Annotated in this window: 17 protein-coding genes; 6 read left to right on the top strand and 11 right to left on the bottom strand. The window is 37.7% G+C overall.

Annotated elements, in window-relative coordinates:
* Positions 1-105 precede the first annotated feature (105 nt).
* From ACNS8M_RS04835 to ACNS8M_RS04825, 3 genes are all read left to right on the top strand, one after another.
* Positions 106-804: an exonuclease domain-containing protein gene (locus ACNS8M_RS04835; RefSeq protein WP_325781610.1), complete on the top strand. Its 699-nt coding sequence runs from the start codon at positions 106-108 to the stop codon at positions 802-804.
* Between the two features lie 107 nt (positions 805-911).
* Complete coding sequence (locus tag ACNS8M_RS04830; RefSeq protein WP_419225241.1) at positions 912-1,631, top strand: hypothetical protein; 720 nt, start codon at positions 912-914, stop codon at positions 1,629-1,631.
* A gap of 224 nt (positions 1,632-1,855) precedes the next feature.
* Positions 1,856-2,218 carry a hypothetical protein gene (locus ACNS8M_RS04825; protein ID WP_168419227.1) on the top strand — a complete coding sequence of 121 codons (363 nt, stop codon included), beginning with the start codon at positions 1,856-1,858 and terminating at the stop codon, positions 2,216-2,218.
* Between the two features lie 139 nt (positions 2,219-2,357).
* Here ACNS8M_RS04825 and ACNS8M_RS04820 read toward each other — a convergent pair whose 3' ends face one another.
* Entirely contained in the window at positions 2,358-2,576 is a 219-nt protein-coding gene (locus ACNS8M_RS04820) for a hypothetical protein (protein WP_168419226.1), read from the bottom strand.
* A gap of 526 nt (positions 2,577-3,102) precedes the next feature.
* The gene (locus tag ACNS8M_RS04815) at positions 3,103-3,300 is read right to left on the bottom strand and encodes a hypothetical protein (protein ID WP_168461177.1); all 198 of its coding nucleotides are present in this window, start codon (positions 3,298-3,300) and stop codon (positions 3,103-3,105) included.
* A 501-nt stretch (positions 3,301-3,801) separates the two neighbouring features.
* Between ACNS8M_RS04815 and ACNS8M_RS04810 the strand changes: the two genes are divergently transcribed.
* Entirely contained in the window at positions 3,802-4,533 is a 732-nt protein-coding gene (locus tag ACNS8M_RS04810; protein ID WP_286381450.1) for a Fic family protein, read from the top strand.
* 264 nt (positions 4,534-4,797) lie between these two features.
* Here the strand turns inward: ACNS8M_RS04810 and ACNS8M_RS04805 are convergent, their stop codons facing one another.
* From ACNS8M_RS04805 to ACNS8M_RS04765, 9 genes are all read right to left on the bottom strand, one after another.
* Entirely contained in the window at positions 4,798-5,115 is a 318-nt protein-coding gene (locus ACNS8M_RS04805; protein WP_419225240.1) for a hypothetical protein, read from the bottom strand.
* Between the two features lie 27 nt (positions 5,116-5,142).
* Positions 5,143-5,355 (bottom strand): hypothetical protein, encoded by a 213-nt coding sequence (locus ACNS8M_RS04800; protein WP_419225239.1) that lies wholly within the window; start codon positions 5,353-5,355, stop codon positions 5,143-5,145.
* A 49-nt stretch (positions 5,356-5,404) separates the two neighbouring features.
* The gene (locus ACNS8M_RS04795) at positions 5,405-6,898 is read right to left on the bottom strand and encodes an alkaline phosphatase (RefSeq protein WP_005104753.1); all 1,494 of its coding nucleotides are present in this window, start codon (positions 6,896-6,898) and stop codon (positions 5,405-5,407) included.
* Entirely contained in the window at positions 6,895-8,469 is a 1,575-nt protein-coding gene (locus tag ACNS8M_RS04790) for an alkaline phosphatase (RefSeq protein WP_407066138.1), read from the bottom strand. Before ACNS8M_RS04790 ends, ACNS8M_RS04795 begins: the two co-directional genes overlap by 4 nt.
* A gap of 12 nt (positions 8,470-8,481) precedes the next feature.
* Positions 8,482-9,261 (bottom strand): energy transducer TonB, encoded by a 780-nt coding sequence (locus ACNS8M_RS04785; protein ID WP_419225238.1) that lies wholly within the window; start codon positions 9,259-9,261, stop codon positions 8,482-8,484.
* The gene (gene tolR, locus ACNS8M_RS04780) at positions 9,258-9,704 is read right to left on the bottom strand and encodes a protein TolR (protein WP_005104756.1); all 447 of its coding nucleotides are present in this window, start codon (positions 9,702-9,704) and stop codon (positions 9,258-9,260) included. Before tolR ends, ACNS8M_RS04785 begins: the two co-directional genes overlap by 4 nt.
* Positions 9,705-9,710: 6 nt before the next feature.
* The gene (tolQ, locus tag ACNS8M_RS04775) at positions 9,711-10,397 is read right to left on the bottom strand and encodes a protein TolQ (protein WP_004646183.1); all 687 of its coding nucleotides are present in this window, start codon (positions 10,395-10,397) and stop codon (positions 9,711-9,713) included.
* A 72-nt stretch (positions 10,398-10,469) separates the two neighbouring features.
* Positions 10,470-12,437, bottom strand: a complete 1,968-nt coding sequence (locus ACNS8M_RS04770) for a phytase (RefSeq protein ID WP_286381447.1) — start codon at positions 12,435-12,437, stop codon at positions 10,470-10,472.
* Positions 12,438-12,495: 58 nt separating this feature from the next.
* Positions 12,496-14,868 carry a TonB-dependent receptor gene (locus tag ACNS8M_RS04765; RefSeq protein ID WP_419225237.1) on the bottom strand — a complete coding sequence of 791 codons (2,373 nt, stop codon included), beginning with the start codon at positions 14,866-14,868 and terminating at the stop codon, positions 12,496-12,498.
* Positions 14,869-15,517: 649 nt separating this feature from the next.
* Between ACNS8M_RS04765 and ACNS8M_RS04760 the strand changes: the two genes are divergently transcribed.
* Both ACNS8M_RS04760 and ACNS8M_RS04755 read left to right on the top strand, forming a co-directional pair.
* Positions 15,518-16,201, top strand: a complete 684-nt coding sequence (locus tag ACNS8M_RS04760; protein ID WP_286381445.1) for a GGDEF domain-containing protein — start codon at positions 15,518-15,520, stop codon at positions 16,199-16,201.
* Positions 16,198-17,187 carry an AraC family transcriptional regulator gene (locus tag ACNS8M_RS04755; protein ID WP_419225236.1) on the top strand — a complete coding sequence of 330 codons (990 nt, stop codon included), beginning with the start codon at positions 16,198-16,200 and terminating at the stop codon, positions 17,185-17,187. The genes ACNS8M_RS04760 and ACNS8M_RS04755 overlap by 4 nt, the downstream gene beginning before the upstream one ends.
* The last annotated feature ends 12 nt before the right edge of the window (positions 17,188-17,199 follow it).

Raw genomic sequence — 17,199 nt, 5'->3', positions numbered from 1 at the left:
GATTCATCACACATCAAATATCCAACATCAATCCAATTCAATTTGTCATACGCACATGCAAATGTTAGATTGCTTTTTTTCACCATTCAGTAAGCGAATCAGGACATGCAAGCCATTATTCTCGACACCGAAACCCATACCTTAAATGGTCAACCGATTGAGATTGCCTATGCCCCTATTCAAATTGAAGATGGAAAAATCAGCTTAGATAAAAGTCAAATTTTCGATCAGCTGTATCAAGTCGATGAACCGATTTCATTTGCAGCAATGGCAGTTCATCATATTTTAGAGTCAGATTTGGTCGGTCAACCACACTACAGCAGTTTTGAGTTGCCTGCTGAAACGACTTATATCATCGGTCACAATATTGATTATGATATTCGTGCATTGGAAAAATGTGGTGTAGATACCCGTAATATCAAAGCAATTTGCACGCTTGCGTTGGCACGTCGTGTTTGGCCGAATGCCGAAGCACACAATATTTCAGCCTTAATTTACATGATAACCAAAGGCAGTGAAAAAGCCCGAGACATGATTAAAAAAGCGCACCGTGCCGATATGGATATTATTTTAACGGCTAATATTTTAATGCATGAAGTTCATCAACTTCAAATTAAAAGTCTTGAAGAATTGTATGTCGTTTCTGAAGAAGCGCGTATTCCACAAATCATTAATTTTGGTAAGCATCGTGGAACTGCAATTGCAGAACTCCCTGCAGATTATGTGCAATGGTTATTACGTCAGGAAGATTTAGACCCATACTTACGCAAAGCCTTAGAAAATACCCGCATTCAAACCTTATAAAAATTTCAAGTGAAATTTATTGCATTTACTTGTCATAAATTGTTCATATTAATGTAATTATCAACATTTAAGCTGTGCCTTAATTTATTGGGGAATAAATTAAGGTCATGTTTAATTATCAAAAAACTCAACTCGGTTTAGATGCTCTACAACAACGCACTCGTGATTTAAATGCACGCCAACGTCGTTTGTTGGTACTCATAGGTACTGAAGATTTTGATTTATTGGGTGATCAGTTCAAGCAACGCCTTGCACCACCTGAACTCATTGAGCAGCTTTTAGATATGCAACTCATTGCGCCTGCTGCGCTTGATGAAACCCCAGACTTAACACTTACAGCAACAATCGAAAATACACATCAAGCAGAAACTACTTCTACCCCGCAGGTTTTTCAAACTGAAATTCAAACTCATCTTTCCAGTGCTCCCCAGCCCTCTCATGCAGAAAGTTTGGCAGCGCCGATTCAAACACAACATTTACACCTTACCCCACCACGTGTAAATACAGAAACATACGCCGAAGCTGTAACATCCACAGAAACAGTGGTAGAAGAAAAAACTGCACAGCATGAAGCAGCTCAACTAGAAATTTCAGCCTTAAGTTTTGAAGATGTTAAATTTATAATGATGGATACTTTGCAGCGTCATTGCGGACTCATGGCCAAGCAATTAATTCAGCGCATTTTACAATCGCAAGATATTCGCAGTTTAAAATTATGCCAAATGCAATGGATTACCTCTTTGCAAGAAACACGTTTGCCACCTAAAGAGTTAAATCGAGTTTTGCAGCAAATTAATTATTCTTTACAGAAACTTAATCCTACTTAACGCTTAGATTTTTTTAATTCACTCTAAGTCTTTTAAACGATTAAAAAACCATAAATAAACTTAGGTCTATTCTATTTTTTATTATTTTTCATATAGATTTGAAATCTAAAATAGACTGTAAGTATAGTATTCCAGCATAAACTAAGACTTTAGATGCATAGCTCTAAGCAATCCAAATCAGCGATATAGGGATTATCCAAAATTGTTGAAGCTAGGGTTTAGGCATGGGCAATGCATTTTTTTTAGAGTTTGATGCTTACGACAATCCAATGCAATTAAGCAAAGTGGGCAATTGGGTTATTACCTTTTTAAGCCCGAAAGACCAAGAGCATCAAGTACAACTGGCAATCACTAATGTATTGCCACGTCAAATTTCTGCACAACTGCAACCTCGTCGAATTGTGATTCAACAAAGCGCTGACGCACAGCAATGGCAAATTCAGCAAATTGAATGTTTTGATAGTCAGACGAATCAGGAAATTAGTTTTCAGGCCAAAGATTCAATAGGACAAACAGTCATTCAGAAAGTTATTCAAGAATTTGATAAATACGATGTAAGTATTCAGCTGATTGAAAATGGCAAATGATCAAATCGAATCGATTGATATTTTAATAATAAAGTTGGTCAGCATATTGCTGCATTTGCTTCTGTAAAAAATATCGACCCAAAACAAAAGAAGCTCATCAAGGTGAGCTTCTTTAAACGAATCTTGGAATCACAAAAATTTACTCCAAAACACGGAAAATACTGTCAGATTCACGACTTTCAAATAAAAGTTCGATACTTGGCAAAATCACTTCACCTTCTACAATAATATGTTCAATTTTGTGGAAAAGTGCCAAACCCGCGGCCAATGAGCTTTCTGGAATATTACGCAGCAATGCCTTTGCTTCGTAAATATGGCTGAATTGGTCCTTAACTTTAATATCGACTAGTTGCGTCATTGTTGTTCCCTTTTTTTTCTTGACGGAAATTTTTTATACCATAGCTTATAAATTTTTTAAAAAAGTGAGATGTTAAATTGTTTGACAATGTAGTAATTTTTTAAAGAACAATTTAATTATCGTTATATTTCAACATCATATTTTTTAAAATTTTATTTACAACTTACAAAATCACTGTAAAGTTGCTTGGTTTTTATTCTAGCATAGAAAAAGCTCGCATTGCTGCGAGCTTTTTTATGTTGGAAGGCTAGTGCTGATTTATTGTTTGAACCTATGTTGCAAACTCAACGAGCTGTCATTGATCCGTCCAACTTCATCGTAGCGTCTATTTCATTGAATGACCTACTGTAGTTTTAATATAGGTAAAGTTTTTGATCGCCACAAGGCCCTACTACATTTCAATACGATTGCTCAGCACAAATCATCTTGATTAGTTTGGTATTTACTGCATAATTTTATGCGCTTGCCACAACAAGCAAAATATATATAACTACAATGCAACCTCAGTAAAAAATTAATTAAATTCTTACTCTATCAATTCAATTTCATAATCAACATCTTGCACCATATCTTTGTTATACATTTTCGCCATAGCAGTAGCTGCTGCATAGTCATAAAATAAACCTTCAGCAACCGCTTTACTTCGAAATTCTGTTGTACCAATTTCATTATCATGTGGCACAAAATAAAGATTTTCTGGTATGAGTTTAACGATATAGCCCATCTAGCAGCCCTCAGATGTTTGAGTTTTTAAAATATGTGAGCTTTATAGGCTGAAATAATCAAACACGCTATGGCAAATAGCATCGAACGTTTATCTTAATTTTTTATATACTTTTCAAGTATTTTTATATTTCAGCTAGGTTGTGCTTTTCTTTTATGGAAATTTGGTGCGCTCAGCGCGCACCGAACTCTGCTGCTATCATATTGTTTTACATTAATAAAAACAAAAGGCCATTGAGCTTTACCGTAAAAAATACCGTATAAATATTATTTACTTTTTTCAAATTGCTAATTTGAAATTTATTGACCAAATTTTGATCCAAATCAGATTTAGTGTATTGAATCACTTAGAAATCTTGTTCAAATCCTAATTCAGGATTTGAAATGATGTACTGATTATATCAATATTAAAAGCACTATAAATAGCAACGATATAACATAGCATTTCTTCAATATTCTTTTTTGATGTATCATTCTTTTAGACACATTCAGGGACAAGGTAATGTTTGAAATTATTGATGATTTAAAAAATAAATTAGATCAGCATCGCCCCCTATCACCAGCAATAGTAAAAAATTTACAAGAAGATCTTATTGTACGATGGACCTATCATTCGAATGCAATTGAAGGCAATACACTTACATTGCTAGAAACAAAAGTCGTGTTAGAAGGCATAACTGTCGGTGGGAAGGCATTAAGAGAACACTTCGAGGCAATTAACCATAGAAACGCTATTTATTACGTTGAAGAAATTATTCGAAAAGAAGAACCATTTTCTGAATGGCAAATTCGCAATATCCATCAACTCATTTTAAAAAATATTGATGATGAGAATGCAGGTCGCTATCGTCAGCAAAACGTATTAATTTCAGGGGCTACGACTACACCGCCAGACTATACATTGCTAAATGACAAAATGGCTCAATTAGTCGATTGGTACCATTCAGAAGCACATAAACTTCATCCAATTGAACGTGCTGCTAAAGTACATGCAGATTTTGTTGGTATTCATCCATTTATTGATGGTAATGGACGTACATCACGTCTATTGATGAATCTTGAATTGCTTAAAGCTGGTTATCCCGCTTGTGTAATAACAGTTGAAAACCGATTGGCCTACTATGAGGCCCTAGATCAATGGATGGCTTATGGAAAAACTGAAGCATTTATCCAGTTGGTTTCTGAAGCTGTACTTGAAGGATTTAAACCTTATCAAGTTGTATTGGGCATTTAATCGGCTTGATCGGTGTATTGATCCCTAGTACTAGATACCATCCACAATTGCATCTAAAATCATTTGTAAAATAAACTCATTAGATGCTGTAACACTGAAGATATGAGCGGTACAAAGAATATCGCTAGTGACTCATAAATCCATGGTGATTTACCCAATCAATTTCTATCTGATGAGCGAACAGATTCTGTCTATACTGAGTTGTACGACACTATAGGCTGCAGTTTTTTGAACATATAGAAATATATATGCTTTCTGAACAGATCAATCACTAAAGTCATCATACTGTTTTAAATTAAGTTTATACAATTTGTCCCAATCCATTTCTTGAGATGGTAATGGCTTTACTTTGAAAGAGTTATAGCCTTTATGATGGGTAGATTTATAATTTGTAACAATATCGCGTTGACTATCATAGTCTAGATGAGTGTACTCATTTTTTATATTGTTCTTCGGTGTTGTTGATTGTGGTAAAAGAGAGGAGTAACACTCCCAACAATTACGAAAGCCCAAAATTTCCTGATTAATCTCATGAAGATGAATACGTTGATTTGCATCAAAGTCAATTAATTGAATGGTCAAATTCTTGGTTCTAGGCTGCTTAGCTACTCAGATGGACATATTTGAAATATCAAAATGTTGATGCTTGCCTATATCGTTATAAGAGTCACTAGGCAATCTATTTAAACGTTTGATAAGAATGTTGCCCTGATCACGAATCATCAGATTTGAATATCGTTCAATTCGTGTAATACCATCATGACCTTGCTGTAGGTTTTCATAATCAATTTGAAAATGTTCAGCAGCGCGCGCGGAAGTCACAGGGATCCATAAAATGATCAACACTAAACTGAATACGGATTTACATTTATTATTCATGATCAGTAAACCCTAGCGCCTTGATTATTTGTTGAAAGACCCAGGTATTATCCTGAGTACCTTTGAATAAATGAGCATTTTTCCCATCAGCAAATAACATTACATCACCACCCCCATGTGTTTCAGACCGATTAAGTTGTACACCAACAGCTTGTTGGTAATTATCATCAAATACCTGAGATTCAGTTACACTTTGCTGAATATTTTCTCTTTGCCGCTTACCATTGCCAAAAACTAAGACGGTATTGGTATTACCATTCACGTCAAGTGAAGGAGCATGTAGTTTGCCATCTGCCATTTTTTTAGCTAATGCATCTGGTTGTGTTGTTATTTTATAGTGATAATTTAAACCTAAAATACCTGGCTGATTTGGCGTGGTCTTTCCTGTTAGCGCATTGTACCCATTAAAAGTCATGACATGATCATGGTCTGCAGTGACCACAATTAAGGTATTACTGAGATCTACCTGCTGTATAGCTGCATGAATGGCATCATCAAAAGCTTTAGTTTCATGTAATGCGCGTTTGGCATTATTGGCATGCAAAGCATGATCAATACGTCCCGATTCCACCATTAAAAACCATCCACGTCCCTTAGACTGTGCTTCAAGCATTTGAATAGATTTTAAAGTCATCTCAGACAAACTCGGTTGTTCCACAATATTTTTGTTGATTCGATCTAGGTCATAATGCAGATGAGACGTCGCTGAAAATAGCCCCAGAATTTTTTGATTAGGATTAGCTTGCTGAAGGGCTGATGCTGTTTCTACATATTGATACTTTTGAGTTTGCATTTCCTGAATTAAATGTCGTTGATCAGCACGGCCCTGTGGATTGTTGATAGCATGGTAAGGTGTCCAATGGTTACGACCACCCCCCATGAGTACATGAATCCCCTCTTTAAGTTTTGGGTTATACCCCAATCCATTTGGTACTGCCTGTACTGCAATATCAAACTTTGCATCACGATGACAAATATGAGCATAGGTTGCCGCAGGCGTTGCATGGGTTAACTCTGCAGTGGTCACCACACCAACCGCTTTACCTCGTTGTATTGCTAACTCTAAAAGAGATGGAACTGTTTGTTCAGGTATTCGAGGTTGGCATAAATTAATGGCGTTATGAATACTCTGACCATTCGCAAGTTTTAAATCTTTGGGTTCTTTTGCGAGAGTGCCTGTAGGCATGGAAATCACATCATTTTTGTTTTTTAAGCCCGTCATATAGGCACCCATAGATGGAGCACTATCTGTAGTTTGTGCATCTTCAGAATAAGTTTTAATGCGAGCACTATGTTTTAGGCGATCTATTGTAAGCTTACCAGCCTCACCAACTGCGTAAATCCGACTTGCGGTTACTGTCGTAGGTCCCATCCCATCGCCAAGAAAAAAGATAATATTTTTTGCAGGAGTATTAGATGGTGGATCAGCCATTACAGATGTACAGCCACATAATGAAATCAACAACATACTGAATTTAGATTTCATTTCTCAAATCCCATAATCTGATTAAGTCGAAAAAAGACGTCAATATTTTCCAAACTACCTGAAAATTGATCTGAACCTTGACCTATTGCCCCTAGAAAAACATCTGTGCCACCATGGGTCTCAGAATCCTTAAAACCAGTTTGGATAACGGCCTCCTGCTGAAAATCATCTGCAGCTGCACCTGTACACCATCCCTGATAGGAGGGTGTATAACTAAATGTATAGGATGAGGTATTCATCACAGGACGACATTCATCATCATCACGTAATTGAGTTACCGAATCATCATTTCGATTTAGAGTTGGACGCTTTTTCCCATTGCCAAAACTAATGACTGGATAGGGATTACCATTAATGTCTCGTGTTAATCCATTTTGGTTTTTTACAAGTCCGAGTACACTAGTTTGCTGTCTTGGCAGATAAGGGCCAGTACGCTCTACATAGCCATTCAACATGAGCGTGTGATCATGGTCGGCAGTGATGATAATTAAACTATTTTCGAGCAGAGGATCTTTAATTTTCAGAAAATCAATGGTTGCCTGTAGTGTGTCATCTAGCGCAATCACATCCTGAAGTGCTCGTTTTGCATTGGTATCATGCAATGCATGGTCAATCCTCCCTCCTTCAACCATCAGAAAAAAACCCTTGGTATTAGATGAAAGCTTCTGTAAAGCTATTAAGGTCATTTCCTTCAGGCTAGGTTCATTTATCTGTTTGTTCTGACGGTCTAGATCGTAATTTAAGTGGGAGTCATTGAAGAGGCCTATGATTTTGCGCTGATCTGCAGGATCTAAACTGTTCAGCTGACTACGATTTTCAACAACTTGATAGCCCTGTTTTTTAAGTTCTTTTAAGAGATTACGACCATCTTGGCGTTTCCCTCCAGACTCTGTTGGCAGGAAGTGGCGTTTCCCTCCCCCAAGAATGACATCAATTCCATTTTTTAAACGCGTGTTGTAATTGCTATATCGATCTGCTTTTATCTTACTCGGTACCAATTGTGCAGCGATTTCATTTTCTGCATCACGGTGACAGATATGAGCATAAGTCGATGCAGGGGTTGCATGCGTCACTCGAGTTGTGGTCACAATTCCTGTTGCGTATTGGGCGGAAATTGCCTTTTCAAGCAAGGTTTCACTAAAAGCTTTGTTACGGTTTACTGGATCTGTATCACATTGCTGCTGTCCATTTTTTAGTTCAACGGCATTAGTTCCTGTTTGCATTGAAATGACTTCATTTTTCATTTTTACGCCGGTCATATAGGCTCCCATAGAGGGGGCACTATCAGTGACTTGAGCATTTTCTGAAAATGTTCGGACAAATGCTGTTTCTGGCAATTGATCAATGCTTAAACTTCCTGATTCACCGACCTTATAAATTCTTGCTGCAGTCAATGTCGTGATGCCCATTCCATCACCAATAAAGAACACTACTTGTTTAGGAGCTTTCACAGACATTTGACGACTAGAAACCTGTGTATCAGGAATGCCTTGGCAACCTATAAGCATACTGGTGCAGAATGAAACTCCTAGAAGTTTAAACGAGGACAGGTAATGCAAGGAGGTGAGCATATTTAGTGGCCTTTATTCAATTCGATATTCAAAGGTATTTCTAATTTTAGGTACTTCAACAGCCTGACCATTAACAATATGTGGCTGGTATTTGAACTGACGAGCCGCATTGAGTGAAGGGCGAATGAACACAGGATCACAGTCAGATAAGGCCTTAGGGTTAATAACGTGCCCTTGGGTATTCACGCTATATTCGATAGTACAGTTCCCTTCAAGTTCATTTTCCAAAGCACGCATTGGATAATCAGGTTTAAGCTTTGAAATCGGTTTATAGTTTTTCTCATCAAAGGTTGGAAGCGTTTTAACCTTTTCAGTCGCTGCAGGCTTATTTACAGGTGTAGCGGTGTTTGTTGAGACATCAGACTTGATGGGTGTAGGGGTAATATTTTTAGGCTCTTCAGCAGTGGAAGATATTATAGAAGCTGAATCATTAGTTGATGTTTTTTTAACAACTGCTTTGTCTAGGTTACTTGGTGAAGGTTTGTTTTGAGGTTGTGGCTTTGATGTCTGATTTGTTTTGACAGGTTCAGCCTGTTGAGGCGGTAAGGGCTGAACAGGGGTTGCTAAGGGTTGAGTCACTTTTGGTTCAGGTTGAGCGTGTTCAACTTGAGGTGAAGATACTGTAGTTTTGGGAAGCTGTACAAATTTAACCTGTACAGTTTTTGGCTCTACCTCTTTAATAGGACTATCAAAGTTCTGATTCAATAAACTGTAAATCACAGTTGCATGCAGTAGCGCAGTGATAGATAGAGCGACAGCAGAGCTAGAGTTGATCTGTGAGATACTGTTCACTGATCTTGCTCCTCAGTCACTAAGCCTAATTGCTCAACACCACTTTGTTGCAAAATACCTATCGTCTGAGCAACAAGTTCATAATTGGCAGTACTGTCAGCACGAATGAAAACTTGCAGGTCCTGAGGATTCTGTAACAATGGAGATAACTTCTCTTTCATTTCTGCCAAGTTGGTTGCCCGATCTGTCACTTGTTTTGTATCGACAGTTTCCCCAACATTCCAGTAGTATTGCCCTTCTTCCTGAATAGAAATAGTGATTACTTTCTGATCTTTAGGGGTGACCAATGTTTCTGCTTCTAGATTTGGTAAGTTCACTTTAATCCCCTGGGTGAGCATGGGTGCAGTGACCATAAAAATTACAAGCAGCACTAACATCACGTCGATATAAGGAACGACGTTCATTTCTGCGTTGAGCGCACGCTTTTTCTGACGTTTCTGCATCTGTTGTTAATTTCCTGCTTGTAAAAAACGTAGCATTCGAGTTTGTAACGCATTTCCGAAACTGTAGTAGCTATTAGAAATTTTTTCTGCACGTGCGCTTAGGCGGTTATAGGCAATCACAGCCGGAATAGCTGCAAATAAACCAATGGCTGTAGCAATCAAAGCTTCTGCAATACCAGGAGCTACAGCAGAAAGTGTTGCTTGCTCAAGTTGTGATAGACCAATAAAAGAATTCATGATGCCCCATACAGTTCCAAATAAACCGATATATGGGCTGACTGAACCAACTGTCGCAAGAAAGCTCAAGTGCTTTTCCAGTTTTTCTTCCTGTTCCGTGACACTGCTTAAAAGACGACGCTCAACTTGATCCGTTACCTCGACTGATGAAACCGAAGTTGTGGCATTTCTGAGGGCATTAAACTCATCTAGTCCAGCTTGGTAGATTTGTTCTAAACCACACATTTTTTGTTCAGATTCTTCTACCATGCTAAGAGGAAATTGTTGTTGGTGGAAATGCCCTAAGAAAACTTTATTTGCTAATGCTTCCTGACGCAGTTTGATCCCCTGCTTAATAATGACATACCAACTAATGACCGATGCGCACAATAATATCAGCATGACCATTTGAACAAGTAAACTGGCATGGCTAATCAGTTCCCATACTGAAAGCTGTGCCGTAGTTGGATTTGACATAAAAACCTCAATAAAATCATAATTTAATTCGAATATAGGTACAGCACGGTGCACTGTACCTGATGAAAAGTGTTATTCCAGGCCTAAGGCTTGAGCAATCTTTTCCCATGCTACATACTTATAGTTCTGATTCCCTTCTGGCATCCGCTTACGACCATCTTGAACAACCAACATACCTTGCTTCCAGACCCCACCCAGATTTGCTGAAGTCACTTCCAGCCCATCTGTTTCAGATACAGCATCAATCTCAGAGTTTAAATTGGCTGAAATTTTAAATTTTCCACGTAGTTGATATGGTGCTTCAGCATCGACTACAACGTAGCTGTCATCTCCTTGACTAGAAATGACCAAATAATCGCGTACTTTCCCTTTATAGATTGCAAGTCCTTCAACATCTGCCTTTACATGTTCTCCAACGCTAATAACGTTTTGCAGATTGATTTGCTGTGGATCATTCAGTTTTGTAGTCCAAACAGCTTTAGCCTCTTCTCCGACATAAATACGATCATTTTCATCATCAACTACGCAACCTTCTGGCTGTGATGCAACTTTGAATCTGAGTACCTCCTGTGCAGTTAGGCCTTTAGAATTATTTTGAATTTTGTACTGTACAAAAGTTCCATTTTTATCGTTTGGAATTGCAAAGGTGTCACCTTGTCGATTCTGATACATACAGAATCCGTATATATCCTGCAGGTCTGTAGGAAGTTTTCCTAACTCCTTCACTTGTCCCGTTTTTTGATGAATACTAAACAGATGCAAGCTGTTTTGATCACGATTGGTAGCAATTGCTAGATCCACTTTCTGTTGCCCAAGTTTGAAATTAGGTCGAATATCCACATTATTAAGACGCCCCACTCTCAAATATTGCAACTGCTTACCTTTCAAATCGTATACTGCAAGCCCACCCTGCTTATCTGTACCCAGTACACGTGACAGACTAGGGTTGGATGGGTTAATCCAGATTGCAGGATCATCTGCTGCATCTCCACTGCTAGGCACCAAATCTGTTTCTACATCTGCTGGTACAGCTAGTACAGCCTGTTTAGAAGGAGGTTTCTGGGTGGTCCAATCAAGATTCAACATTTTGATTTCGCCGTCTACGAGCAGGAGTTGTTTTTTATCTTGGTTACCTTTTAGGTGAATACGTTCAGCCTCATCCACATTTTGTAAAGTGATTGGCGGGAGCTTTTTCCAAGATGTTCCTTTAATACTGTAGCGATAAAGGATCGCTTTTGACTCATCTATTGCTGCCAGTGCATTATCTATTAAACTCAGTCCACTGATATTCCCAAGAATGGAGCCATATGGATCGTTTAAATCAACAGGATAACGGATGAGGTCTGCTTCAGGGTCTGCCTCATAAGACCAAATCCCTACGTTTTCTTCATTAATATAGAGCTTGGCATTATGGTCATCTACGACACAAAAACTACTATTAGGTGGCAAGCTCATTTTACGGATAAAACGAGGAGTAATTTGCGCTGAATCTTTGGACTGAATCATCCATTGCTCCCCAACCCCTTCTTCACCGATAAAGAAGCTATAAAGAGACTGATCAGAAGTAAGATATAGACAATTATCTTCAGTTTTAAACTTACGTACAGGGAGATAGGTAGGTTTTGCCCAGGTGCCTGCTTTAATATTAAAATTAAAAATTACAGGCTGCTGTATAGAGAGATCTGTAGTCTGAATAATGAGCTGATTATTAATTATTCGATAATCAATTTTACTAAAAGAACCAGGAATATACTGTATACGTTGACGGTCTTTATTCCACAGGCTTAAACCTTCAGTTTTACTAGAAGTTATCACCTGGGCATCTGAGCCTATGATCTCGATCCAATGAGCATCCTCTACTTTAATCGGCAATTTAAAAACTTGGTCAACATGAAGAGCGGGCTGATCAAGTTCTGAAAGGATATGCTCAGATTGCAGAGAGCTGCTGATATTTTTTTGCTGAGTTAGACTAGTGGATACACAGCCAGATAAAGTCAAAAATGCTGCACAAAAAGCGCTTAATTTAAAAAGTGTTGTCATGAATTTTCTCGAAATAAAAAGCACCCAAAGCCAATCTGGCTTTGGGTGAGCTAAAGGCTTAGAAATGTGTGAATTTCAGACCAACTTTATAGCTTGGACCGTATTCTTCATATTGAGCGTTATAATTACGGTTGCCGTTATAGTTGTAATACACTTCATCGGTAAGATTCTGAGCATTAAAGAACAGTTGCATGTTTTTGTTAAAATTCACATGTCCACTAAAATCAAGAAATACTTGATCATCGGTATATAAATCTTGCTCAGGTTCATCAATACCCGAAACTTCATTGAGATAACGTGATTTATAGTTGGCCGCAAGGCGTAGTCCGAATAGATCATTTTCCCAACCAACCATGGCATTTCCTACAACTTTGGACTGGCTTGGGAAGTTAATTGTTCTAGTCTTTCGTTCTCCATCAACCATGCCATCAATATCTGCTTTAGCACGGCTAAACGTACTATTTAAGCCAAAGATAAAGTTGTTCCATTTTTGGCTATAACCCAGTTCCACACCATAAATTTTGGCAGATGAGCCATTTTTGAAAGTTAGTGCCTCATCAAAATTAGCCCAGTCCCCTGTACCTGCTACATTGGAGTTATAAATAAAGTGCTCAATATCTTTATAAAATGCATTCATGGAAATAATGCTGGCATCACCCAAGTATTTCTCTACACCTAAATCAAAATTTGAGGCTTCAAGTGGCTTGAGATTTGGATTACCAAACTCTGCTTCATCACCATCAATGTAAATACCAGGTCTAGACTGTTCGAAGTTCGGACGTACCACGGTATTGGTCCATGCAGCTCGTAGTATGGCATCTGTGCTTAACTGGTATTTAAGATGTATACTTGGCAGCCAATGATCATAATCATTTTTGGTAGAAATATTGGTGGTTTCACCATCTAAGATTCGATAGCCTTGAGTTTCAAAAGCAGTATCTTCATAGCGTAAACCCGCAATGACGCGTAAACGATCAAAATCAATTGTATTCATGAAATATGCCGCATGAATATCTTCGGAGCTTTTATAGTCATTAATTACGGATTCTTCATCATCAACCCAATCTTCTAGGTTCAATTGAGCCAGTTGATTATGGATTGGAGCACTAGACAACGTTGGGCCGAACTGTGCAAGTTCATAGTGACCATTTTGTCCAAAATGTGCAGGTAAAGTTTGTAAATCCTCTACTTTCCAGATATCTGTATTATTCGTTTTAGTTCGCTGACTGACTTTTGCACCAAATTTAAAAACAGAAGCATAATCTTTGATCAAATAGTCTCGGCTAAGATCAAACTTGGCATTTTTCTCTTTATCTTTGGCAGTACTTTTTTCCCATTCTACTTCATCAAGCTCATACTGTGCCGGATCATACAAGCTAGCATTACCTTTAACCACGGGGATACGTGTACTTGTGTACTCTACATCCTCAAACTCACCTGCAAACCCTGCTTCAGCAATCCCACCAGGATTCTTTTCTGATGCTTCACTGTAGCCCACTTGTGTTTCTAGTGTCCATTGGTCAAAACGATTTTTGCCACCTAGTACAAAAGATTTGATTTCCTGAGTTTCCTCACGTTCTTTTAAACTGCGAACTACCTCTGCATCACTTGGAGTATGCATTGCCAATGGGTCTGAAAACTCAACACCCATACTTTGACGCGTTTCATTGTCTTTAAAGCGGCTATACAATGTCCGTAAATAGTATTCACTGTTCTTATTTGGACGATAGTCAAAATTTAGTCCGGCACCAAGTCTCTCACGTTCAATATCATATTGACGCAGTTCAGTTTCTTCTAACAGGTGATCGTCCCATGCTCCACCTGTTTCAACGTTATCTGAGCCAAAAGTGCGCTCTTGCCAACTTAGTGCTGCCGCAATACCAAGATTGTCAGTACCCGAACCTAGACTAAACTTTTGACTGACCGCGCCTGAAACTTTAGGACTATACTCTTCACGTTTATCATCATAACCACCTTCAACCGCAGCAGTATAGAACAGACCGTCATGATCAAAAGCAGATAAACTCTCTACCTCAATTGTTCCACCAAGTGAATTTGCATCCATATCTGGGGTCAAAGTTTTAACAACAGTTAATGACTGTACAAGTTCTGCTGGCAATACATCTAGCGCAACTCCACGACGTCCTGCTTCTGGTGCTGGGACTAACGTGCCGTTAATAGTGACGGTATTCAGATCAGCTCCTAAACCTCGCACAGTCACAAAACGACCTTCACCTTGGTCACGTTCTGTAGAAACACCAGGAATACGTTGTAGTGCTTCAGCAGCGTTGTCATCTGGCAGCTTCGCAATAGCATCGGCATGTACTACACTAGCTATAGAGTTTGATTTTCGTTGTTCTTTCAAGGCTTCATTAATACTTGCTGCTTGACCTACAACACGAACATATTCAGTTTTTGTTTCTGCAGCCATACTTTGACCAATAGCTGTTATACATAAAACTAAGGTAGTGACTTTAAAAGTGAAAGGTGATTTTTTCTTACTGCAGTGAGTGCTCATTTGTTATTTCCCCAAATAGCGCGATGGCTGTTTGTTGAGCACCTTAAATATGCACAATGACTAAATGATGACAAGGAGATAATCCAAATCTCGCAAAATAAGTTTTCTAGCTCAATTTGAGCTAATTTGATGGGGGATATTGATTTCAAGCCTCGTGTCGAATGACTTAAATGCATGTGAACTATAGAATTAAAAGGAAATTAAGTGGCTTTTTTAAATTTATAGTGAGCTAATTTGAAAGGTTGAAGAAAATATCAGTGCAATGAAATTGTCATCAAATACTGATTAGCTTTATTAAAACGATAACCACACCCCTGCTATGTTAAAACCCTTTCTACACTATCCACGATACTTTTTATTAATTATCACTGTTGCTCTGATCTGCTTAGCTTTATTTATTTTTTTTGGTAGTTTCAAAACTCAAAATGAAATTCAGGTCATTGATATTCTCGGAGAGGGGTTGGCCTGTATACTCGTTTTATTATGGATTTATCTAATTCTTAAAAGTCGCCCGAGAGGATATGTGACGCGCTACTTCTATTGTGGGTTGGTATGTGTATTTTTGGCTTTATGGATGGATGTACTGGATGAATTTATATCAATACCCGACGCACTGATTTGGGATGATTTATTAGAATCATTTACCACACCAATTGGCTTTATTGTACTTACTGCTGCTATGATTAATTGGCACAAAGAACAATTGGTTTTGTCCAAAAAGCTACAAACCAAAGAGCATGTATTTCGCGATCATCGTTTATTTGATGCAATTACCCCCTTGGCAGATGCTCAATACTTTAAACAACAATTACAATATGAAATAAGTCAGCGAAATAATTCAGAAAAAAACATACATTTGATGATGATCAATCTAAAAAATTTAACTTTGATCAATAGACAATTTGGTTTTGAATCAGGTAATCAAGTGCTCTCTATGATTGCTCAGACGATAAGTATGAACATAAGACCTTGTGACTTAGTTTGTCGTTTAGCAGGAGATAAGTTTATTTTGATGTTACTTGATTTGACAGAAATACAAGTCGAAATAATGGCTAGCGAATTACAAAAATGTATTCAGTCACAAATATTTTATACATCTGAAGATTTTCATAAATTTAAAATAGATTGCAGCTATAGCATTAGTCAAGTACATCAAGAAAATCCAGATGTAGAAATTCAAAAACTATATAAACAAATTAAAAATCAGCAGCATCGAAAGCTAAACAATGTAAAGGTTTCGGTATGAGCTATCAAAACGATCAATTGATTTTACCCACATATCTGGCCCCTGCATTATTGATTGATTTGGCTGAGCAATACGGTGTAAATCCCAATATTATTTTAAAGGGAACGCCCGTTTTTCTTGAGAGTTTGATCACAGAGAATCATGCTGTGAGTTTAGAACAACTGATACAAATGATACGAAATATGCATGAGAGTATTACCCATCCGGAAGTTCAATTTCTGTTTGGGCAACGTTATATTGAAACTTTAACTCACCCTGCCTTAAATGCAATTGCCTACAGTCAGAATATAAAAGAAGCCGTACAACGCTATGTTGAATTTCATATATTCCTAACCCCATGGTGCATTCCCGTTGCATTTTATTCGGAAAAAAAGATCATTCTATTTTGGTTAAATAATCAGGAGATTCATGCTAATTATTTAGCAATTAGTGCTATGACCGCTCTTCGGGCTATTTTGATGAATAGCATGCAAGAGGAATTGAATATTAGTTATAGTTTTGTGGGTGCAGAGCCAAACTTTATTGAACAATTCTGGGAACATCTTGGAGAGGACATTAAGTTTAACAACCTTGTCAATGCCATGCATATCGATATTTGTGAGAGCCAACAAAAGCAGAGTTATCAAACTAGTGCAATGCGTCAAGCTTATTATCGACAAGCAAAGTTGGTACAACAGCAATTAGGATTAGAACTGAGTTTTCTTCAAAAAGTTTTTAATTTTCTTATTCGCAATATTCACCAAGTACCGAATCTTGAGGAATGTGCTGAATATTTTCAAATGAGTATTGCTAGTTTTAAAAGAAGATTGCATAAACATCATACTAGTTATCAGCAACTATTAGACCAAACTAGATTATTCACATCAATACAATTAAAAGAATTACATCATTATAGTGATGAGAGAATAGCAAACTATTTAAATATTAATGATATACATAATTTTAAAAGGGCATTTAAGCGCTGGAGTAGCCTAGTTACATCCTAATTGAGCTATTTC

The organism is Acinetobacter sp. A2 (assembly GCF_048537555.1).
Taxonomy (GTDB): Bacteria; Pseudomonadota; Gammaproteobacteria; order Pseudomonadales; family Moraxellaceae; genus Acinetobacter.
Note: the sequence above shows the minus strand (reverse complement) of the source record. Positions and strands in the feature narration are given on the sequence as shown.